Source organism: Njordella calcicola, assembly GCF_056494125.1.
The window spans coordinates 1,070,105-1,091,217 of the sequence record NZ_CM151396.1; the positions used below are offsets into that span (position 1 = coordinate 1,070,105).

Genomic DNA, 21,113 nt, shown 5'->3' on the forward strand with positions numbered 1-21,113 from the left:
AAATATTGGTGTTGTTCAATTGAAAATTGAAGTTTTTATCAAGTTCCTTGAGGTATTTACCGGTCACCGTTGACATGCGAAGCACAGCGCGCTTCGTCTTCGCACACCTAAGTGCCATTTTGGCTCGTTGAACTTGTCACACTTTATTACTGATAACGCCTGAACGCTGTGCTAGCATTCTAGGAAACAATGGTCAGAACTTACAATAGCGGTTTCAAAGTTTGCAAAATGAATCATTGAAAATTCATTCTGCGACGTTCACCGCCGCTGCCGCATGCTTGACTAACATATTAAACGGCAGGTGTTTGACACGTCTGGTCACGCACGAAAAGAAATTGTTGGAGCTGTCAGAAAATAAACAATCTTATGCTAGCTCAGTAGGAAAGCACATGGTCTCGCGGATGGTCGCTAGCCCCGCGTCCAGTGCCAGAATGCGATCTATTCCCATCGCGCAGCCGCTCATGGCAGGTAAACCCGAGCGGACTGCCTCAAGCAAACGCATGGGCATAGGCAATAGAGCTTTGCCATCTTGAGCACGTTTCCGATTCTCTTCTTCGCAGCGCTGTTCCAACTCGTCCGCGTCCAGTAGTTCGCAATAGCCGTTGGCCAATTCGACACCGCTGTAGAAGACTTCGAAACGCTCGGCAGTCCGCGGGTCTGCGTCGCATTTTTTGGCCAACGCAGCTTGAGAGGCGGGAAAGTGCGTGACCGACGTAAGGCAATTGTGTCCCAGTTTCGGTTGTAGAACTTGCGAGAAGATCAGATTGACCCAGTCATCCCAGTCCGAAGAAAAACTGCGATCAACGCCAAGGTCAAAATCGGTGGCGATTTTAGCAAAGGTTTCAAGGTCCGCGGCAAACAAATCATACCCGGTGTGCTGCTGGAAAGCATCGGCAAATCGCACTCGTGTTACATAGCTTACGCCCACCATGATCTGCAATAAGTATTCTTGGAACTTGCAAGCGCTCTCGAGCGTATCCCCAACGCGATACCACTCGGCCATCGTGAACTCAGGGTTGTGCAGCGGGCCTGATTCATCCATCCGGAACACGGGGCCAATGGAGTAGATGCGTTCCAGCCCCGTGCTGGCCATGACGCGTTTCATGGCCGCCTCCGGTGAGCTTTGCAGATAGAAAACTGCTTCTTCGCGAGTTTCCGGATGGGGCATGCGAACGGAAATTGGGTCAATATGCCGATCGATTACGAATTCGGCAGAAAGCACCGGCGGTTGAACTTCGATAAAATCGTAGCGATCAAAAATACCACGTACCGCGCGTAGCATGGCCGAACGCCTTTGCAGCGTTTCGGCATTCGCGGTACTGTGAAAGCTAGTCATTCGAATGTGAATGCTTCGTTAAAGGTATCAAGCGATCCCACGCATGGCCATTTGTTGTTTCATAAACGCGTAAGCTTCACGAGCCAACTGCATTTCGTCCTGAAACATCTTCCGCCAAATCTTAGTAGCCGCTGCAATCTCCGGCAGTGCCAGTCCAAAGGCTTCCACCACTAGCCAACCGTCGTATCCGATGTCACGAATGGCGTCGAATGTTTGCTTCCAGTTCACGCCACCGTACCCTGGTGTGCTGCGGTCGTTTTCGCTGATGTGGATATGACACAGCATGTCCTTTACCGCGTGCAATGCCTGCGAGATGCTCTTCTCTTCAATATTGGCATGGAAGGTATCGTACATCATACGGCAATTGGGGTGGTTGATTTCACGGCAGAACTTCGCTGCATCGGCTTGGGCGTTGAGGAAATAAACTTCAAACCGATTGAGGGGTTCCAGCCCGAGCATGACACCGACTTGGCCCGCATGCTCAGCGGTTGCTCGAATGCTCTCAAGGCCCCACTTCCATTCGTCGGTGGTTGTCATGTTGCCCGAGAAATGTCCAATGGCGGAATGATAGGGGCCAACCAGTGTTTGAGCTCCCATCGCCGCGCAACAGTCCAGCGTTTTCTTATTGAGGTCAACGCCCTTGGCACGCACTGCGGCATCGGGTGAAATGGGATTATCTTCCAAGTTGCGAACGGTGACCGCAGTGCGTTCCAAGCCCAAGTTATCGAGCTGCTTCCCCAGTTTGTCGTAGTCCAAACCTAGGTTGAATACGGGAATCTCAACCCCGTCAAAGCCAATCTTCTTTAGTTGCTCTAGAGTCGGCAGCATCGCTTCGGTGATTTCGCCGGACCAAAGCAATAAATTCATTCCATATTTCATATTGTAAACCTTTACTTAAATGTTTTTCCACTGACCCGTTTTCGCACTGGCCAACACTGCGTCGCAAACCTTTTGCGTTTCTAAAGCATCGCGGAAAGTCGGCGGGCATGGATTGCCCTCAGAGATCGCTTGCAAGAAATCGGCGACTTGATGCACAAAGGAATGCTCATAACCAATTTGCAGACCAGGCACCCACCAGTGTTTCATATAAGGCTGATCACTGTCGGAGACGTGAATGCTCTTCCAAGCACGCAGTTTACCTTCATCGCGGTGGTCGAACCAACGCAAGCGGTGAAGGTCGTGCAAGTCCCACGAAATTGAAGCGTGTTCGCCGTTAATCTCCAGCGTATACAGAGCTTTATGTCCACGTGCATAACGTGTTGACTCAAAAGTCGCTAAGGATCCATTTTCAAATCGGGCCAGAAAGGCTGCCGCGTCGTCAATTCCGACCGCTTGTTTTTTACCGGTCTCCGCATGGACGCGTTCTTTCACGAACGTTTCGGTCATCGCTGAAACGTCTTTGATGCTGCCATTGAGCCAAATGGCGGTATCGATGCAATGAGCCAACAGGTCTCCAGTAACTCCAGAGCCAGCGGCCTCAACATCCAACCGCCAGGTTGCTGCCCCCCCCTGAGGTACATCCGCATTGATCGTCCAGTCTTGCAGGAAAAGGGCGCGATAGTGGAAGATCCGTCCCAAGCGTCCTTCATCGATTAATTGTTTGGCCATCGTGACGGCCGGGATTCGGCGGTAGTTATACCAAACGGTATTTGCGACTCCGGCCTTCTCAACCGCTTCGCACATCTCTTCGCCTTCCGCAACATCCATGGCCAGCGGTTTCTCGCACAAGATCATTTTGCCTGCCTTGGCTGCTTCGATAGCGATCTCTTTGTGCAGGTTGTTCGGTGTGCAAATATCGACCGCATCAATATCGGAGCGTTGCAGAAGTTTACGCCAATCCGTTTCAATGCTTTGGTAGCCCCACTGATCCGCAAATGCTTGGACCTTTTCCGCATTCCTAGCACAAACCGCTTGCAGAACCGGTTGGTACTCCAGGTCAAAAAAGTGATTCACTTTCGAGTAAGCATTGGAATGGGTGCGGCCCATAAAGCCGTAGCCAATCATGCCAATACGGAGAGGTTTCTTCTTGCTCATAAGTAATGTTCGCGTGAGAAATGAAATGGAGTGAACGGTGAAAGTAACAATGTGAGTCGACGTCGAGTCTCTACACGGCCTTTGAAACGTCGATCATTTTCGCCAAGATCGTTTTCCATGTATTAGGATCTTCTAATGTGGCGTTCGGAAACATGCATCCGTCCCAGCAGATATGCTCGATCCCTCGCTGGGCATAGTCTTGCAGCCAATATTTGGAACATCGGACGATATCAAGCTTGCCGTTGGGGTCATCTGCCCGGCAATGCTTACCGGTCTTGTCATGAGCCCCAGCACCATGGACTTCGCCATCGTTTTGCGCCACATGGAAATCGATTGTCCAAGGTCGAAGCTTATCTGTCATCTGCTTGTAGGCAGCATAGAATTCTTCTTCGCTGTAGTTGGGTTGCAGCAACGCATGCTCGGGCGAGTTGTATCCCAACAAGTACAGGTAGGTGTGAGCAAGATCGGCTTGGAAGCCAAAAGTCTTGGGCATGCCGACCCCTTCAAGGATATCGAGGACGTCCTTCCATGAGTGGATGCCAGCCCAGCAAATCTCGCCTTCGGCCGCCAACCGCTCGCCGTGGTCCTCTGCAATTTTGGCCGCCTTTTGAAACGTGTCGACAATTCGAGCCGTATTGGCTTTGGCATCGGTTCGCCATTTCTCGATTCCGAATTCCGCTGAATCCAACCGGATGACTCCATACTTACGCACACCATGCTCATTAAAAATCTTGGCAATACGGCAGCCAACCTTGATCGCATCCAGGAACTTGGCTTGCGCGGCGTCGTCGCCCATGGCCGAATCGCCGACAGTCCCCGGCCAAATCGGAGCCACTAGGGAGCCGACGCTGAAACCAAAGCTCTGGATCTGGTCGGCTATTTTGCGTAGGTCATCATCGCTGGCGTTGGGGTCGGTATGTGGGTGAAATAGGAAGTAATCGATTCCATCAAACTTCCGGCCGTCGACTTCAGCCGCAGCGGTCAATTCGAGCATCCGCTGGAGCGAAATAGGTGGCTCTTGATCGGGGCCGTCGCCTTTTCCTACCAATCCGGGCCACATTGCATTATGGAGTTTCAGGCTCATCGCTTATCCTCGTTGTTTGTTGGAATTTATAAGAGTGCTGTTGGGGGACGATGCGCGAAAGAACTTCAACGCATCTATTTAGATACTTCCACTGACGTTTGGTGCGAGCTAGCGCTGATTTTGCCAGGCACCATTGGCGGGCATGTCGCTGTGAACATCTGGGCCAAAGTATCGCAAGCCGACCAATGGTTCGCTGCCGGTGTTTTCGATTTCAACGCCCGCAGTTGCCGCTTCAAAGCTAATGAAGACTTCGTCTTGGGTCTCTTGTCCGAATCGAATCATAGCAGGCGTTTGCAAGGCCAATTGACCGATGCGACCTTTGCCTTGGACGGTAATCCAACTGCTCGCACCTGCATCCTTCAAAATGCATTTCGCGCCGGGTTCAATCGTGAGTTCCTTGGCACTGAATAACTGTTGCCCATCAATGCTGCCGTAGACAATCCAGCGGTCGGTGTAGCCAGCACCGCTGCGTGCCTTGTCTACGATCGGTTCGATGTAGTTGTTGTCTTTGAAATGGGTATCGATGTTCTTTTCCCAGTCCAATTGCCCAATGATAAAATCCAAATCCTGGTGTTTGTCGGCAGGCATGTCTTTCACTAGCAGCGACCAAGGCACATAACGCCCTTCGACAATCGATTGGAACATCCCAAAAACATCGCTGCCCCACTGTGGCTCGTACGTGCACAAGGAACCGGGAGCGTGCAGAACACCGGGCGGAATCAGCCAGCCGGTGCCACGCTTTAATCGGTAAGCTTTCGACAGGTCAAGAATTCCGTTGTCACCACGATTCCAGTTCTCCAAGCACTTTCGCAATTGGTCTTTCGTCGTGCCTGGCTCCAGCCCCATGAACGTATAGCAAAAGTTATTGTCGACGTTGTTGTACTGCGGCGGGAAGTAATAACTCTCGGGCTTGCCTTCTTGTCCCACCAGCGCCGCGTCTTCGGCTCGCTGATGCATGTGGTGAGGGATAGGCCCCATGTTGTCAAAGAATTTGGAGTAGACGGGCCAGCGGTTGTACTTGCTGAACATCGGTTTGCCGATCAAGCGATCGCCGAGTTCTTGCATCGCATCGCGGAGCAAAAAATGTTTACCTTCAAAGCTACAGAAGCTTAAGCCTTCGTGCCAAACCCGCCCCTCATTAGCCGCTTCTGTCGTCGAACCAAACCAACGTTCGTCAATCCCTCCGCGATCAGCTCCGAACGCATACAGGTCGTCGGGATGCAGTTTAATGCGCCGTCCAGGATGCAAAAAGCTGCGAGGAACCCAGGTGGGGGTCAGTCGCAGCAACCCTTGGCCAGCATCGAACGCTCGGTCGAGGATCGCGGCAACGCTGTCGCCTTTGACAAGTTTGGAATCAAGTTTGGTGGTCGTCATGGCAAGGATGGTTAGATTGAGAGGTTTCGATGGAAAGAAAGCAGGCGGGGCGAAGTGCTTCCAGAGCTTTGCCGGAATGGTTCGCTGAAACTATTGCATTGTTGTAGCTGGCCCAATAGTTCCGTTCAAGCATACTAATCGCCAAGAATGCAGCGAGTGAGAGCTCCTCTGGCCAGCGACGCTCCGCGCTGGAGACGCGAGATTCTACTCAGGCGCGGGCATCGATTTTTGCTTCTCAAGAATGCGGACTTCAAGTTCCCGCACGTTGCCGCTGCCCTGAAGGTATTTTTGAAGGCTTTTGCGGGTATCATCGAACATTTTGTCGATGCGTTTCTGTGCTCCGCGAGGAATGGAGGTCCCAGACGTCAAAATTCGGCTCTGGATCGAATTCAAATCTTCCGAGAAGGATTCATAGTCTTTGGTGAACCTGAGTTGCTTGAGCAGTTCCTGAGCTTCTTGCAATTTCTGCGGCGTGTTCGCTTCAATCGCCATCTCAATCTTCTGAGCCAGGATCATACGCAGTGCCACAATGTCGAAAATCCGACCTTCCAGCCCTTTGACAAACGCTTCGGCCTCAAGACGCTTGCTATCGTCGGGAAGGTCCGCGATCTGCGTCATCTCGTCACCGGTCACGATAGGCAATTTTGCTAATAAGCTATTGCCGCTTTTGACAAAGTAAAAGTAAAGTGGCGCGTTGGCTTGAATCTTTTCCTTGGGCGGTTCCTCGGCCGCAGCGGCAGTTTTAGCGGGCGTTGCCGAAGTGGTGTTCCCACTAGAAGCGGTCGCCACCTTGTCCGCTTCCGGCGTCGCGTTGGCAGGAGCAGGAGCGTCCGTTGCTGCGGGTGTTGTATCGGCAGCGACTGCTGGTTGAGCTTCCGATGGCTGGTCTTTGGCTGCAGTCGGCGTTGGTGTCGAGCGTTCAAAGATTACTTCAGGATTGGTTTGCTCTCGGATCTCAATGATCCCACGCCAATCGGAGCGACCCACTAGTTCCAAATCGTCACCACCAGGAGTTCGGCGATAAATACTGCTGCCAGGAACGATGCGAGTTGGCGAATTGGCCACGCGCAGTTTTAGGTCGGTCGAACTGTGGGTAGGTTTGACCAAGGTGGCCATGCGGAAAAGTCGTCGGTTCGGGCGTCCCAAAAGCGCTCCGCGGACACCTGAATAGATCGCGCATTCCAGATTCGCTTCGTTTTGCTCAAAAGCGACCAGATAAGTCCAAGGGACGGTCTGTATCAACGTCGGTTCGCCGCTTAACGCATCGCGGCGGATCGTCGGTCGCAGCACGTCTCCTTTGCCGATGAAACAAGGATTCTTGGTCATGTTATCTTTCGGAATCAGCTCTCCGCCGCGGACACGGACTTTGGCGACCTTGTCATCCGCCGATTCCATGCGGACGTACGGAATAAACGCTTCCGCTGACAGCGATGCCACATGTTCGGCAATTTCGTTTTCGCTGATCGCCATGTAGCTCAACAAAGGCCCTACCGTTCGGAACAAGCAATCAATCTCGCGGACTTCAATACCGATGCCATAGTCCAAACGGCGAAGATTGATCGTGTGGATTTTGTCATGCACGGCCAGTTCGCTTTGCAAGTGCCACGGATAGACCAGCGGCAACGGACGGACGTCCTTAGCGTTTGCTTTGGCAAATGAACGCGTCACAAAAGCGATCCCGATTTCGCCTTTGGCAAGGGCGACAGCCACAGGATCGTTGCCATCGGTGTCGGTGGAGGGACCTTGAGCAACCTGCAGTCGCTTCAGCAATTCATCGCCGCCTTCGAAATCGGGATGAGCTGTCAGAGCGCTTCGCACTCGATCGGCATATGCCGGATTGATCGCCACGGTATCAAATTTCTCCATGGCCGAAACGAACGTACGAGCTTCTTTTCCTTCAGGATGGACTCGTGAAGTGGCGACGATTAATTCGCGTCCCAAAAGTGCCGGGATACTCAGCGCATCGGGTGAGTACAGGACATCACCCTCGAAGGTCATAGGAACTGGTTCCGCAGATACCGTTACCACCGGACCAAATTTGGATTCGATCGAATCGATGATTGCTTCTTGAACGGCCTTTCGACGTTCTGCGCCCCAATTGAGCGCAGGATCCACACCCAACCAGCAGTGGACCTCATAGGGTTTGAACTCCCACGGCAGGACATTGCGTTCAGGCGTTTGCGCGTGCAGCTTAGGAGCCAGCATCAGGCAGATGAAAGCCACAAGCCCCACTGCCCCAGCGCCGCTAGCGGCTGAACTTCTTCTCCAGAGATTGTGGCCATCGTGGTCAACTCGCCAAAGCGCATCTGCGGCAATGCAAGCCCGCTGGCAGCCTATCGCAGCCATCGCGCGGCGCAGCCATCGCACCGAACGACCCGCGGTCGTGCTCTGGACAGATGGAAGCTTGGGTGGGTAGAGCGTGTTAATTTCCTGCATTACTCGTCAATCGCCAACGATGGATGTTTTGGTAGAGCGTAACTGGCCGCCTGGGAACGCCGCTAATGGTCGAGCGGTAAGCGAACGCTTCGCCGATTTGATAAAGAGGCATAATCGGAAGGTGAGCGTCGACCAATTCGTGAATGTCTTGGCATGCCGCACGGACTTGTCGCCAGTTGCGGGCTAAACGCAAACTGGTCAGCGCTTGTACGATGAAAGGATTGTCGGACTGAGCGACTCCGCCCTCGCCCATCAATCGCACGGCGTCGACGGCTGGTTCCCAAACGGCTGCGGACACATAAAGAAGGTCAACTTTCTCATCCGCATTTTCGTCGGTAATCACGACCACTTTGGCCGGTACGCCGATTCTCGCCCATTGTTGAACAAACTCTTCCCCTGCGACCTTAGCCGCTTCAAAATTGGGCACACCCAAGATCAGTTCCGTGAGTTCCGGCACCGGCTCCTTGGTCTTTTCCGACATCATTTCAAAGCTTCGTTTCGTGCTTTCCACTAGCAGTTTGGCTAAATTCAAATCGTAGGGCAGCAGATTCACCTTTTCATTGTATGCATAAGAAAGTGGATCGTTGGTGTCGGCTCCTACAGGAAACGGACCGCTGATAGGCCGGCTTTCTGGCGTAATGGGGCCACCCAATAATGGTCCTTGCAGGATGCCAACTCTATCGATCGCATACAACAATCCGCGGCGGAAAGTGATCGAAGCGAGGTACTTGTTATCGCTCTTGGGTACCAGCATGTGGACGATAGGCAGCGCATAGGGCTCCACGCGAATTCGCTTATCTTTGGCCAGCAGTTTGGCATCAGAAGGGAACACGCGATCAATCACATCGATGCGAGCGCTCAGCAAATCAGCAATCGCGTCATAGGGCTTTTCATATTGCTGTTCAATGACATCGATGGGTTGGCGATCGGCAGGCGGGTTATCTTGATTCCACACGAAGATCTTCTGAGGTCGTGACGTTTCTTCCCCCGCTTGGAGACCAAATCGATAAGTTCCTTTGGCAACCAACTCGGCGCTAGTGGATTTGGCGTCGTCGATCGGCCATTGAAGGAAAGCCACTGGCAGCACGTGGCTCTGTCGCAACTGTACTCGCAAAAAGTCACGTCCATCCACTTCGACGCGGCGGAAAATAGCTCCCCAGCCAGCATCATAAGCTGAGTTCTGTGGTGACGCTTTGCGCAGCATCCACTGGGCGACTTCAAAAGCATCCGGCAAGCTGGAATCTGCCACCGCTTCTTTTTTCAATTGCAGCATGACTTCCGTTTGATCGGCACTGGTTTCATAGCTGCCGAGCAGGAAGTCATACTTTCCACCTTCGGGGCCAGTATTTTGGAATTCGAACAGCGAACGCGTCACCAGCGAACCGATACGCCTAGCTGGCCAATCGGTCAGAGAAGTGGGAGCAGGCTTTTGTGTAGTTTGGAATACTCCAACCCGCAGTGTCGGATGGGACATCTCGATTCGATCTAGCAAGCCGATTCCATCGGGCATCGTCGGATCGACCTCCAGCATCTTGAGGGCTGCTTCGCGCGCCTCACGGAAATTCTTTTGTGCTAGTAGAGATTCAGCTTGTTGCCGATACTGCAAAGCCAGTTCGCGAAACCGTCGTTCCCATTCCGCGACCGCGGCGATCTGTGTGCCATAGTCTCTCTTTAATCGTGTCACCATCTGCTGAGCGATCTGTAGTTCGCCATTGTTGTAGTAGGTCTCCAGCATCTGGGTCGCAACACGCGAGATCGCTGAGGCGACTTGTTGAGGTTTGAGTCCTGGTTCCGAACGGCGAATCTCTTCGAGAACGGCCAGCGATTGGGCAAGTTTCTGTTTGCGAAATAAACCCATCGCGCTTTCCATCAGGAAGTCTTGCCGTGTGGCGTTAAGCATCGGCGTTCGTGGGTAGTTGACGATTAAGTAGTTCAGGTGTTCAAAAGCGTTGGCATAATCTTCCTTAGCCATGTAGTCTTTCGCCGCATCCAAAATCATCAGCTCGTAAGTTTTCACTTCGGCAATGTCACGCCAGAAAACGCGGTACTTGCGGTCCGGATAGATCGTCAAGGTGACTTCCAGTTCGCTGTCTCCCGGTGGGTTCTTGGGCACCACGCGGTCTGGAAATTCAATCGGGTAAACTCGAACCGATTCCCCGCCAGCTTCCTGAGTGAGCACTACCAAATCAAATGCATCAACATCCAGAAGCGATTGGCCTTCAGGCAGGGCACCCGTCTGCGCTTGGGCTGGCAAAGATACCAACATCATGGTTAACGCGCAGACAAGACAAACCAGCCATTGCGGGATGCGGATTCCAAAAAGCGATCCACTGTGGAGTGAAAGCTCTTGGCGAACAATAGTATCGGAAGTGCAATTTGACATAAGGATAACGTGAGTTCAAAACAACTTGCTGGAGGAAGCTGTTCTGCTAATTGCTTTCGGCCGCTTGGTAAGGTTGGAAATCGACGACATTCAAGACCATGATGTTTCCTTCATCTCCAGGAACCAGCATGCCTTTGCCCACAAATAGCGGGTTGGTGCTAATCGGTTCGCCGACGTTCAAGACGCCTTCGATATTGCCGCTGGCTGGGTCAAGTTTGTAGATCTCGCCAGTTGCCGACGATACCAAAAGCTTTCCATCTTGCAGTTGCGGCGATCCTATCGGGGCAATTCGCGGGACCTTGGTCGTCCAGCGACGCTGGCCATCGGACCCGATGGCGACTAGGCCTTCGACGTTGCTATAAAGCAGCACGAAGTCATCCACCGCATAAGTTCCCCAAGGAATACGACCTTCAATGGCAAGCGTATTCTTGCGTGACAAGTCGGTGCCATTATACAGCTCGACGAAACTAGACTGCTCGCCGGCCGTTGGAACATAGACCACATCGCCAATCGATGCCAAGCGACCAGCGACTTTGTTAGCAGTGGCTACTTCGTTGATTTTGCTGAATTGCTTGCCGGTCGATACGCGAATCAACAAGTTATCCGAATTGGCAGCCAACAAGGTTCTACCATCTTGCAGCAGTGTTGGCGTTGCCCACGAAACCTTTTGCCCCGGCTGCAGCGGTGGTTGAATGGGGGAGCCGATGGTCGATCCTGTGCCCGGATCGATCGCCATCAGTTGGCCGTTATTCAGAGGCACCGCAATGCCGTCTTCCAGCCAGACAGGATCGCCGCTGGGTTGAGCGTCACCGCCAGCGGTTGAAAGGATGGTTAGCATACGATCGGGAGCAGCCGATGGATTGTAGTAAGCCGTCTGGCTGCCACGCTGACTGTTGACTGCCGCAAAGCCACCTTTGTCGTTGCGTGCGACGCGGTCGAACATCAATTGACGTTGATTGCGTCCCGGATTAGAGGTTGCGCCTTCCAGCCGTCCGCTGGCTAAGTTCTCGCGGCCGATAACGTACAGGGCTGCTTGAGACGTGATCGCATGGAACGATTGGCCTTGTTGGATCAAACCCACCACAGGCACGCCGACGTTGGTTTCCCAGATCGGCTCGCCATTGCTTTTGCTCATGGCCGTAATACGGACACCTTCCGTTCCGCGGACATTGCGAACATGCACGACGGAATCTTCCAAGCTTAATGGCCTGCCCAAAAAGATATCTTCATCATCGCGTACCCATTCTCGAATCACTTGCTGCCGTGAAGCTTGGATTTGGTACTTGGTAAGCTGCGTGGCCGCAACCCAAAGGTCATTGGCGACCAGTAGAGGCCAAGCGGTTTTGGGACGTTGCTCGCTGGCAACCAAAGTCGCCATCTTGACCAATTCCGCGTTTCCATTGACCGTCTCAATCTCGAATACAGAGATCTCGCCCAAGTTCGTTACGACGACGATTCGCCGCCCTTCGACTTGAGGAGCGACAACCACATGGCCTTTCAAACGCAAAGGGTCTTGGGAGTTTTTGACAGAGTTCTCATCGTCACTGACGGCCAGCACGCGGATTTGGGAGTAGCCAGGCCCTACGTTTTCAAAGACCAATAAACGACCAAGCAAAGCGACCGGGGCTACGGCAATCGTTCCTGGCTCGTGTCCCAAGTAAAATACCGATGAACAATTCCCATCGCGTTTAGAAAGCGTGTAAAGATTTGCGTTTTCGCCAACTGCAAAAATGGATTGACGCAACGTTCCAGTACTCACGCCGCTGGTAAGTGGCTGTGGAATCTTTTGGCTCCAGCGGACGGCACCGGTTTCGGTATCCACGCAGCTCACGCCGCCGCTTTTGTCGGTGACGAATAAGACATTGCGATCCAAAAACGGATCGAATACCGGGCTGCCGAATTCAAGAGACCACACGGGTTCACCGGTCTCTGCCGCCAGTCGCGATACGCGTCCAATGGAAGGTTCGGTCAATATGCAATCCGACTGTGCATCACCCACTACTGCGGAATCACTAACATAAACAACCTCGCTCTGGTCGCGTCCTTCTACATACTTTCGCCATTTGACTTTCCCCGTCGAACCGTCGACGCCATACAACCCATTCTTGGCTCGGATAAACAGCGTCCTGTTTTCCGACAATGTCACCGCAGATCCTGAGTTGCTGGACAACAACACGCGTTTCACATCACTGTTGGCAGCGGGGGCTTCGTAAGGACGCGGGGGCTGGGCGGACGGTTTGACCGAGTTTTGTACAATCGTGGATGCTCCCAACAGCAATTCCGAAAGCTGCGGGTCGGCTTGTAACTGCGGATAGCGGCGTACCAAAACTTGTCGAACTTGGTAGGCGGTTACGGCGTCGGCGTTATCCAGTGCAGATTTCATGTCGACAAGAGCTTTAGCATGGTCCTCGCTGCGTTGAATGTCTCGCAGCAATCGCTGGCGAGATTCTTCCAGGGCGTTGATCTTTGGTTCGTTTTGTCGTCGCTCTTGGCTGGCGATATATTGAGGGTTTTGGATGATTTCCAGTTGAGCAGTCAGTCCATCAACGAAGCTCTTTCGTTCTTCCAGGGTTTTCGCTTGCTCGGCCCTTTTGACCAGTTTGTCCCCAATGTTGACCAGTGCGCCAGCCAAGTCCGCTCGTTCCGACGAAAGTCCTGACTCGTCCATAATGTTTGGCAGGATCTCTTTGGCTGTTTTCGTGCCAGCAAAGGGGTCGGCCGAGTTCTCGGTCGCTTGTCGAATCTTCGCGATACCGATTCGACTGCGAGCAAAGCTTACTTTTTCATGCGCCGCATTGGACGAAATGAACTGTTCGTAGAGCTTCACGGATTTGACATAGTCGCGATTTTCATAGGCTGACTTGGCTGCTTCTAGCTGCTCTTCCGCGCTGCCCTTCATGACCCAGATGACCAAGAACACAAACATGACCAGGACCGACAACAGGATCCCGAATGCCCCGATGGTTCGGAACGTTTCCCAACGACTAGGCGGCTCGATGGCGGTTTCCGTCGTCACTCGGACGGGACGTTTGAGTGCCGAGGCGGCAGCAGGTCGGTCGTCTTCCACGACGCTAGCCACAATGACCTCCGGTTCATCCTCGATAATCTCAACGGCTTCGGCGGAATCATCGTCTACGATGACAGCCACGCTGGGGATGTTGCGATGACGTGGCGAAACATCGTCCGCAGTTTCGTCATCTTCATCCACGCTCGCGATGGTCAGGTCGTCATCCTCGGAGGCATCTGTGACGGGTGAGACGGTCGGCGGATTCGGATTTCGGCCGCTCTTGAGTTGCGACACCAAACGAGTTGCTTGGAACTTGGTCAGTTGCTCGTTGTCCACCAGCAGTTTGGCCAAAGTCTCCACGGGCAAGCGATTGCCAGACTGGGCAACTTGTCTACGCAGCTCCTCAATCATCTCTGGATCGAGTAGCTTTTCTGCTTCCAATAAGTCTATGAATTTATTCGCGAGCATGCTTTTATGCTGTTCCCATCTTCCGTCACAATTAGTCAAACGTTTCTACAACTTTTACTTGAAAGTTTGCTAAACCTTCGGTTCGGCAAGCGTCGAGGGCAGCCACCAGGGCCGCATGGATGCTTTCTTCGTGAGCTTCTACTTTGACGTTTTCCACGTCATCTAAAAGGCCTTCTTTTCGAGCATCACTCAAGGCGATTAGCAAGTCTTGTTTATTGGACGCATCAATTTCGGATTGATCAGGCATGATTACCAAGTAGGTATTCAAGTCATCGATACGAACCGTCAGCGTATCCACCACCTCGACCACCGGCGAACTGGAAGCGTCCTTTTTAGCCGTCTTCTGCTGGATGACTTTTTCACTAGCAAAGGACGCGGTAACCATGAAGAAAATCAGCAGCAGGAAAGTGACATCGACCATCGGCGTCATGTCCATCTCATTTTCCATCGGCAGTCGGTCCCCCAAGCTAACTTGCTCTGGAGCTTCCTCATCCTCATCATTACTTCGGCTGTAGTCGGCGGTAGGTTCGTCTTGGGGAGAATAGTCCGCATGGTGAGCGGTGTCGCTTGTCCTGGCACCGGTCGCATCTTCTTCCGCCCAAGCGGAAGCGATTTTGCGACTGGAGAGAGGCTGAGTGGCCGGATCGAGCGGGACCACACTGATCACCGGAATGGGCGCTTCTGGCTCCGGAATGGTGATCATGTTATCGCAATCGGGACAACGAATGGTGCGTCCCACCATGCGAGCGTTAGCGGTTCGCTGGCTTTTGCAATTTGGACATTGGAAGCGAATTCCTGCCATGACTACTCTGCCTACACCCGGTGACTACGAAAATCGAAAATGAAGTTGGATTATTGTTCTTGAGTGACGGAAATGTTGATCATCGCGCCTTCTTCCAGCACCTCGGAAACGGCTTCTTTCACACGATTGATTTCACCGTTTCGCACATCGCCTTCGGCTCGCAGGAGTATGTCCGTTTTCCCTTGTTCGAGAGCCGCGGTCACATACTCAATAATTTCTGCCGTCTGCAGTTCAACATCGTCGGAAAAGCTGCGGCCTTCTTCCGTCGTGACGCGAGCTGTTTCGCCATTGCCGCGGGTAATGATCAGCGGAACGGAACTCTGCACATTGGTCGGTAATCCATTTTTCGCTGCCGGTACCTTCGGAGCTTGCTCGGCCGTCATTTTGGAGCAGACCACGAAAAAGATCAGCAACAAAAATACGATGTCGATCATCGGCGTGATATCCATCTCGCCGTCGGCTAAATTTTTCTTTTCGAAGGCAACTGGCTCTTCCTGCAGTTGTTCGTCGAAATTGCTAACCACTGTGCTCATTGGATTCTAGGCTTAAGTTTGCCCTGTTGTGAAGGCTTTGGCTACAACTAGTTCAATTGCCGCAATCGGACCTAGCCGCGAGGCTAAGCAGCAAAGCTATCGCTGACGGTTCAGGCCAATTTTGTAAGCTTCAAAAAAGCGATTGAGCCCTGCGGTGACTAAGTCTTGCATTTGTCGAATGCGATTGTTGATCAACGCCATGCACATCGTCAACGGAATAGCAATCGCCAATCCAATCGACGTCGTTTCCAAAGCGACCCGAATATCTTGGGCAAGTGCCGAGGGTTCAACGGAAGTTGACGAGGCCAATTTGCCGAACGCACCCATCATCCCCATTACCGTACCGAACAAGCCCAACATCGGAGCGGTCTTGATCGCGGTCACTACCCATGCGATTTTTTCATCGAGGTCAGCCAGCACGTCTCGAGAAAAGCGATCTAAAGCGATCTGCTTGGATTTCGCGAGGCCCAAATGTCGATTCGCAATCGCGAGGTTCGCCATTTTGGCCAGCGCTCGGTTGTCTCCGCTGCAAGCTTCTTGCACACTTTCAAAATCGCCTTCGGCCAAGGCCGGTTCAATTGCATCCAAGAAATCATCTTGGGCCGCTTCGCTCTTAAAGCGGTTGCTAGCCACTCGCTGGAGCACCAAAATCACAAAATAAGCTCCAAGCAACGCGACCGCAGCCAACGCAAAATAACTTAGGAAGCCGACCCAATTAAAGACTTTTTCTAGACTCATACGCTAAAGATAGGTGAGGAGGACAAAGAGTGTAGCCCGTGTACGAGCACGTTATAGCATAATTTGAATTTTGCGAGCACGGGAGCAAACGCCAGAAACTTTAGAGGATTCATTTTCAAAGACGACTCAGTTGGAATGATTTCAAGTCACGCAGCGCTGCCGTACTGACGAACGCTGTTCCCGACCTGCGATCTCAAAAAACAACTGGCCGATTCCTCAAAACGTGTCTGCAATTGTCGAAAACGGTCGTGCGAAAATCATCTAACAAGTTCGAACGGAACGTTCTCGATTGTACTAACCCACGAAAACGGATTTGCTACCGCTGCGGTTGTCTTGGGTTTTCGATATCTTTGGTCGATGACGACCCATTGATACCCTTTATTGCCGACGACTTGGCATTCGTAAATCGTTTTGGCAATCTCCAGCACCGTGACGTTCGCGCCTTTGTTTTTCTTGGCATAGTCCAGTTCGAGCTTCTGCATCTGGGCCTGCAGTTCAGGGGGCAAGAATTTGAGGATGGATCTGCCATCGGTCTTGATGCCCGCCTTCTTCAGCAGTTGGCGGTCATACTGCAGCAGCGGACCTTCGTTGCGATACATGAAGTAGAGCCGTTGTTCTTGATCGCCAGAGGCCTTACGCGTCTTGGGAGTGCCGCTAAACTCCGCTGCATATTCCACCAGTGGTTCTCCGCCGCCAACGGCCGCCAGTTCAATTTTAAAGAAATCCAAAGTTCGCGAATAACCGTTCAAATCTCGCGCAGAGAACTTCAACTCCCAACGCTCGTAGGGAGGGATCACATCAACACCTTCGCCGGGGGGCCCTGGTTTCCTATAATCGCCCTGCCCCGCTTTGCGTCCGCCGACATCCAAGGCTGCGGAAATAAAGTCCTCGATGTTGGATAGCGTTTCGTCCAATGTCTGCTCGGTCAAATCTTCAATCTGCTCTTCCAGCGGTTCAGGATCCATTTCCAACCCTGGCGGGTTCTCAGTAGCTGCTGGCGTCGGTTCGATGATCAAGACAGAATTATCCGGACTGCGAGGCATTTTCATGATGAACAGCGCGCCCAGCATGACGACGCCAAGTCCAAAAAACACGATCAAGGCAAACATAAAGCTGGAGGATTTATCCCGCTTGGATGTCCTCAGCGACGATAGCGAACCGACTGGAGCTTCCAAATTTACTTGGCTCATAAGGGCACCTAAAACCGACAAGTGACGAGGAGAGGGTTAGTTGTTCTGAAGAAAGATGTAATCAGGCCGAACGCTTAAATACCAGTTCTTCCAATATGCTTGGGCATCCAAGCGGACGCCAAGAGGAAATTCCAGCGAATTGTCAGGCAACTCTTTCGGGATCTTATATGTCCCCATTTGCCGGCTGAGTACCCGCAACGAATTTTCGGCGTTCATGTTCGTGATGCCATCGGGATCAGTCAAAGCGTAAATAAGGTGTGGCACCATTTCTAAGTTGTCGCCGCGACAGAGGATCTTGGCGGCCACGCGACGAGAAATGGCGCTGTCGCTGCGCAACAATCGGGCAAAGCGGTCCAACTGCTGGTTGCGTTTCTCAGGATCTGGGTCCAGGCGAATTCGTTTGGCCAAATCGCTGGAAACATCCTTGTCGAACTTTTCGTTCTCAAGCATCTGCAATGCCGCTTCGATGTCGGTCAATTGCTTTTTGTCCTCGACCTTACCGCTGCTGAAGTCGACCGAACTCATGTCGGCTTTTAGGCCAAAACCGCCGGTCGCGACCGCTTCGCTCAGTTCACCAATCGATTTTTGTGTGGTTCGCAGCAGGACCAGAATTGCGAAAGCCGTGCAGGATTCAGCCGATCCCGCGTCAGGGTCCTTTCGGCCCCACGCGCCCTCGTCGGATTGTGTTCTGGCAAGTTGTTCTACAATTTCGTTATACCAAGCCGGACTTTTCTCGCGTCGCCCTTTCATCGCTTCGCGGAATGCTTGATACCGTTCGATGCTGTACAGCCAGTAGTAATGCCAGCCGAAGGAAGGTTGACGTTGATAAGCTCGAGCTGCGATCCAGCGATCCGCCTTATCGGCGCTAGAAGCGACGGTTCCTTGGTTCACTTTCGATTTCAATTTTGCGGCCGGGTCCTCGACCACGCGTCGAAAGGCCACCGGAACACCGAAATCTTGGTTGCTTTCTGAATCATTGAGCGCTGCGACGGCTGACCCGCCCCCTTGTCGCAAGACTTGCAAGATGTCCCCTGCGATCATAACTGCCGACATTCCAACGGCTGTCATGACGTGATTGGGAGGATACGAGTTGGAGGGGGCTTGGTAGCCAAAACCGCCATCGGAGTATTGAGTTGTACGCAGCCAGTTAAATGCCTTTTCCACCATCTCGGTAGGCACCTTGACCTGCGCATGGTCCAACGACCAAAGTCCCAAAAGCGCGTACTGAGTTTGCGAAGTGTCGCCCGTGTTTGCATACGACTCTTTATATTTGTAGCCATAGGCCCCATCGCTGCGCTGTCGATCTTGCAGATATTTGAGCATGGTTTGCAATTGCGGAGCGTACTTCACCGGATCTACCGCGGCCATCAACTGAATTGATACGCTGACTGCGTATACATATTCGTCATATTGTTCAATGTCTTTTCCAACCGGCGTGGCGGCAACTTTCTCCGCGTACAGTAGCGCTTTCTTTACCCAACGATGTTCCGGGTCGTCGGTCGCCTTGAAGACTGCGTAGCCGACCAGCACTTCGTAACCTACGCCGTAGGTTGCGGTGTACCGCGATTCTAAGAACTCGACCCCACGAGCCACCATTTGTTTTACTTTAGGCGAGTCAGGGGTGTAATCTTCAGCCTGCACAACCGATGGCAAAAAAGCCTGTGTGGCACTGGCCAGCGCCAGAGTGGCAATGCCCAGCTTGCGACGCATGCGGCCAGTCGCGATTGCGGCAACGTGATAAGAGGTTGTCATAAGTTTGCCTGCTGCGAAAAAATTCGAACGGAAAAGTTCAGGTCTACTAAGTTCAGGTCTACCAAATGGATCTAAGCTGACTTACACAGAGATTGGGAAATTGGATGAGTCTGAGTTCTTTACCAGTTCAGGGTAAGGAAAAGTAATTGAATGATCGATGGGAAAAAGGAAGGTCAATTGACAACAAGGAAGCAATCGCCTAGAAACTAGCATTCTAAGCGAAAGCGATTGCTTTTCCCACAACCCGGGCAGAAAAAAGCAATCTCGCGCACTCGCCACTTCTACATGCATAATTATTGCTTGAGGAAAGATGGCCAGGTAGCTCAGTAGGTAGAGCAACGGACTGAAAATCCGTGTGTCGCCGGTTCGATCCCGGCCCTGGCCACTTCTTTCTATTCCCCGTCGGACGCATTTTCGTCTGCTCGGACGCCATGATGCTCTCCGCTTCTCTCGGTGAAATCGAATAACCTGCTGCATAGATTATTACGCTGGCATGGGATTTTGGGTTGAATCAGGATCTGTTAGTCGGCTCCGGTCAAGCTGGACTGCTCAATTCAACGTCAACCAACCTGGAGCTTCACGGTCCTGACTTTCGTTGGCGAATTTCAGCGGTTTGCCGTTGGGCAGCGGGTTGCGAACTCGCATCAGGATCTTGCTGGCTGGCTTCAACGGTTCGGACGGCAGCAGCACACTTAATACGGTTGGCTGGTCGGCCGGCAGAATACCCTTTAGCGTCCAATCCGTTTTCAACGCCGGGCCAATCGCGCCCGCTGGATCCATAACAGCCAATTCCACGGGCCAGTCTCGGTAAAAAGGTGCCACGCCTTGGTTGACGATCGCGACGGAAAGTTTGGTTTGGCCGTCGTCAGCCGGCTCGATTGTTGATGCCTGAACCCAGAAATCATAGCCCATCAAACGAACGAACTTCATTGCATTTTGCTGACGCTGCTCGCTTTGCCGGCGGTTGAACATGCCTGAATCCATTAGCCAGGTCACATGTGTTTGTCGTACGCACTGCTCAAAGTCCTGAGCGTTGGGGTGCTTGGGTTGGTCGTCGAAAATCTCGCCCCAGATCTCTGGCCGGATTTCTCCACCAATCGGTTGTGCCTTCCACTTGTCCAGCGCGGAGCGTCCCGCCTGCTTTAACGCAGTCATGTAGTACCAGTAGTCTCCCGCCCGATCGGTGCTGAGCGTGGCCCAAGCAAACGAGTCATCGTGATAACCGAAAGGCAATTCGGAATTGTCGACATGTTGCTTGTGAGCTTTGCCGGCCGGATATCGCAGCAACACCGGCACGTTGTGAAAGGCTGCGGTATAGGCGTTCAATACACGAGCTTGCGTCTTCTTGGAAGCGAACAGTTCATCGCGAGGCCAGTTGTGCCATTCGCCCCACTCCCCAAGGATTCCGGCCGTGATAAAACCCAAGCGAGGGTCGTTGTCATAGCGGCGTCCAAATTCGGCAATGAAGCTCTCAATCGCACTTACCAAGCGTTCATCCTCATAGTCCGGCGTGAACTGGCTTTTGGGCGGATTCTCTTGCTCATTGACCCATTGGGTTACTTTCACGCCTTGGTCTCGCAAGAAAGTTGGCAGTCCCGATTCTTGGCCAGGATACTCAATCCAAATTCGCAAGACGGCTTGGCAACCACGGTCCGCAACCTTGTTTAGCTCCCTTTCCAATGGCTCCCAGCTATATTCATTGGGACCGACCATCAAGTCGCGAAGGGGCACGTAGAAAAATTCAACGCTATGCGGAAATCGCTCGACATTCGCGGCCGAATACGGCACTAAACCCTTGAGTGGATTGTCCACTGGGCTTAGGCCTGGCGCGAGCGTGGTAGTCTGCCCATGCGCTGCGGGCGACCCCAAGGCGACTGTGCTGAGGAGGCAAACGATTGCCAGAAGCAGTTGTTGGGCCCCCAGGTTCCTTAAGCGACACATGTTCGATTTCACTTGTGCTGAATTCATGGGAAAGT

The 21,113-nt window shown here is 52.7% G+C and carries 14 protein-coding genes and 1 tRNA gene; 1 reads left to right on the top strand and 14 read right to left on the bottom strand.

The annotated features are described in order from the left end of the window. Positions 1–364: 364 nt before the first annotated feature. From epmA to SH302x_RS04160, 13 genes are all read right to left on the bottom strand, one after another. Positions 365–1,336: an EF-P lysine aminoacylase EpmA gene (epmA, locus tag SH302x_RS04100; protein WP_479367474.1), complete on the bottom strand. Its 972-nt coding sequence runs from the start codon at positions 1,334–1,336 to the stop codon at positions 365–367. Positions 1,337–1,363: 27 nt separating this feature from the next. Next, on the bottom strand, positions 1,364–2,215 hold the full coding sequence (locus SH302x_RS04105; RefSeq protein ID WP_479367475.1) for a sugar phosphate isomerase/epimerase family protein: 852 nt from the start codon (positions 2,213–2,215) through the stop codon (positions 1,364–1,366). A 15-nt stretch (positions 2,216–2,230) separates the two neighbouring features. Beyond that, positions 2,231–3,370: a Gfo/Idh/MocA family protein gene (locus SH302x_RS04110; RefSeq protein WP_479367476.1), complete on the bottom strand. Its 1,140-nt coding sequence runs from the start codon at positions 3,368–3,370 to the stop codon at positions 2,231–2,233. 70 nt (positions 3,371–3,440) lie between these two features. Continuing rightward, positions 3,441–4,454 carry a sugar phosphate isomerase/epimerase family protein gene (locus SH302x_RS04115; RefSeq protein WP_479367477.1) on the bottom strand — a complete coding sequence of 338 codons (1,014 nt, stop codon included), beginning with the start codon at positions 4,452–4,454 and terminating at the stop codon, positions 3,441–3,443. A gap of 108 nt (positions 4,455–4,562) precedes the next feature. Continuing rightward, on the bottom strand, positions 4,563–5,828 hold the full coding sequence (locus SH302x_RS04120; protein ID WP_479367478.1) for a hypothetical protein: 1,266 nt from the start codon (positions 5,826–5,828) through the stop codon (positions 4,563–4,565). Positions 5,829–6,032: 204 nt separating this feature from the next. Next, on the bottom strand, positions 6,033–8,264 hold the full coding sequence (locus SH302x_RS04125; RefSeq protein WP_479367479.1) for a hypothetical protein: 2,232 nt from the start codon (positions 8,262–8,264) through the stop codon (positions 6,033–6,035). Then, the gene (locus SH302x_RS04130) at positions 8,251–10,647 is read right to left on the bottom strand and encodes an ABC transporter substrate-binding protein (protein ID WP_479367480.1); all 2,397 of its coding nucleotides are present in this window, start codon (positions 10,645–10,647) and stop codon (positions 8,251–8,253) included. Before SH302x_RS04130 ends, SH302x_RS04125 begins: the two co-directional genes overlap by 14 nt. Before the next feature lie 46 nt (positions 10,648–10,693). Then, entirely contained in the window at positions 10,694–14,122 is a 3,429-nt protein-coding gene (locus tag SH302x_RS04135) for an outer membrane protein assembly factor BamB family protein (RefSeq protein WP_479367481.1), read from the bottom strand. Between the two features lie 31 nt (positions 14,123–14,153). Next, the gene (locus SH302x_RS04140; protein ID WP_479367482.1) at positions 14,154–14,924 is read right to left on the bottom strand and encodes a biopolymer transporter ExbD; all 771 of its coding nucleotides are present in this window, start codon (positions 14,922–14,924) and stop codon (positions 14,154–14,156) included. A 50-nt stretch (positions 14,925–14,974) separates the two neighbouring features. Continuing rightward, positions 14,975–15,457, bottom strand: a complete 483-nt coding sequence (locus SH302x_RS04145) for an ExbD/TolR family protein (protein WP_479367483.1) — start codon at positions 15,455–15,457, stop codon at positions 14,975–14,977. A 96-nt stretch (positions 15,458–15,553) separates the two neighbouring features. Continuing rightward, positions 15,554–16,195 (bottom strand): MotA/TolQ/ExbB proton channel family protein, encoded by a 642-nt coding sequence (locus tag SH302x_RS04150; RefSeq protein ID WP_479367484.1) that lies wholly within the window; start codon positions 16,193–16,195, stop codon positions 15,554–15,556. A gap of 257 nt (positions 16,196–16,452) precedes the next feature. Further along, on the bottom strand, positions 16,453–17,385 hold the full coding sequence (locus tag SH302x_RS04155; protein ID WP_479367485.1) for a hypothetical protein: 933 nt from the start codon (positions 17,383–17,385) through the stop codon (positions 16,453–16,455). Positions 17,386–17,421: 36 nt separating this feature from the next. Beyond that, positions 17,422–19,137, bottom strand: coding sequence for a prenyltransferase/squalene oxidase repeat-containing protein (locus SH302x_RS04160; protein ID WP_479367486.1), 1,716 nt, complete (start codon positions 19,135–19,137; stop codon positions 17,422–17,424). A 312-nt stretch (positions 19,138–19,449) separates the two neighbouring features. Here SH302x_RS04160 and SH302x_RS04165 point away from each other — a divergent pair. After that, a tRNA-Phe gene (locus SH302x_RS04165) sits at positions 19,450–19,522 on the top strand. Positions 19,523–19,686: 164 nt separating this feature from the next. Here SH302x_RS04165 and SH302x_RS04170 read toward each other — a convergent pair. Continuing rightward, positions 19,687–21,105 carry a DUF4832 domain-containing protein gene (locus SH302x_RS04170; protein WP_479367487.1) on the bottom strand — a complete coding sequence of 473 codons (1,419 nt, stop codon included), beginning with the start codon at positions 21,103–21,105 and terminating at the stop codon, positions 19,687–19,689. Between the last annotated feature and the right edge of the window lie 8 nt (positions 21,106–21,113).

What these genes read in the sequence shown, in the direction of transcription:
- epmA (WP_479367474.1), bottom strand. Translation starts at nt 1,336, where the DNA reads ATGACTAGCTTTCACAGTACCGCGAATGCCGAAACGCTGCAAAGGCGT.
- SH302x_RS04105 (WP_479367475.1), bottom strand. Translation starts at nt 2,215, where the DNA reads ATGAAATATGGAATGAATTTATTGCTTTGGTCCGGCGAAATCACCGAA.
- SH302x_RS04110 (WP_479367476.1), bottom strand. Translation starts at nt 3,370, where the DNA reads ATGAGCAAGAAGAAACCTCTCCGTATTGGCATGATTGGCTACGGCTTT.
- SH302x_RS04115 (WP_479367477.1), bottom strand. Translation starts at nt 4,454, where the DNA reads ATGAGCCTGAAACTCCATAATGCAATGTGGCCCGGATTGGTAGGAAAA.
- SH302x_RS04120 (WP_479367478.1), bottom strand. Translation starts at nt 5,828, where the DNA reads ATGACGACCACCAAACTTGATTCCAAACTTGTCAAAGGCGACAGCGTT.
- SH302x_RS04125 (WP_479367479.1), bottom strand. Translation starts at nt 8,264, where the DNA reads ATGCAGGAAATTAACACGCTCTACCCACCCAAGCTTCCATCTGTCCAG.
- SH302x_RS04130 (WP_479367480.1), bottom strand. Translation starts at nt 10,647, where the DNA reads ATGTCAAATTGCACTTCCGATACTATTGTTCGCCAAGAGCTTTCACTC.
- SH302x_RS04135 (WP_479367481.1), bottom strand. Translation starts at nt 14,122, where the DNA reads ATGCTCGCGAATAAATTCATAGACTTATTGGAAGCAGAAAAGCTACTC.
- SH302x_RS04140 (WP_479367482.1), bottom strand. Translation starts at nt 14,924, where the DNA reads ATGGCAGGAATTCGCTTCCAATGTCCAAATTGCAAAAGCCAGCGAACC.
- SH302x_RS04145 (WP_479367483.1), bottom strand. Translation starts at nt 15,457, where the DNA reads ATGAGCACAGTGGTTAGCAATTTCGACGAACAACTGCAGGAAGAGCCA.
- SH302x_RS04150 (WP_479367484.1), bottom strand. Translation starts at nt 16,195, where the DNA reads ATGAGTCTAGAAAAAGTCTTTAATTGGGTCGGCTTCCTAAGTTATTTT.
- SH302x_RS04155 (WP_479367485.1), bottom strand. Translation starts at nt 17,385, where the DNA reads ATGAGCCAAGTAAATTTGGAAGCTCCAGTCGGTTCGCTATCGTCGCTG.
- SH302x_RS04160 (WP_479367486.1), bottom strand. Translation starts at nt 19,137, where the DNA reads ATGACAACCTCTTATCACGTTGCCGCAATCGCGACTGGCCGCATGCGT.
- SH302x_RS04170 (WP_479367487.1), bottom strand. Translation starts at nt 21,105, where the DNA reads ATGAATTCAGCACAAGTGAAATCGAACATGTGTCGCTTAAGGAACCTG.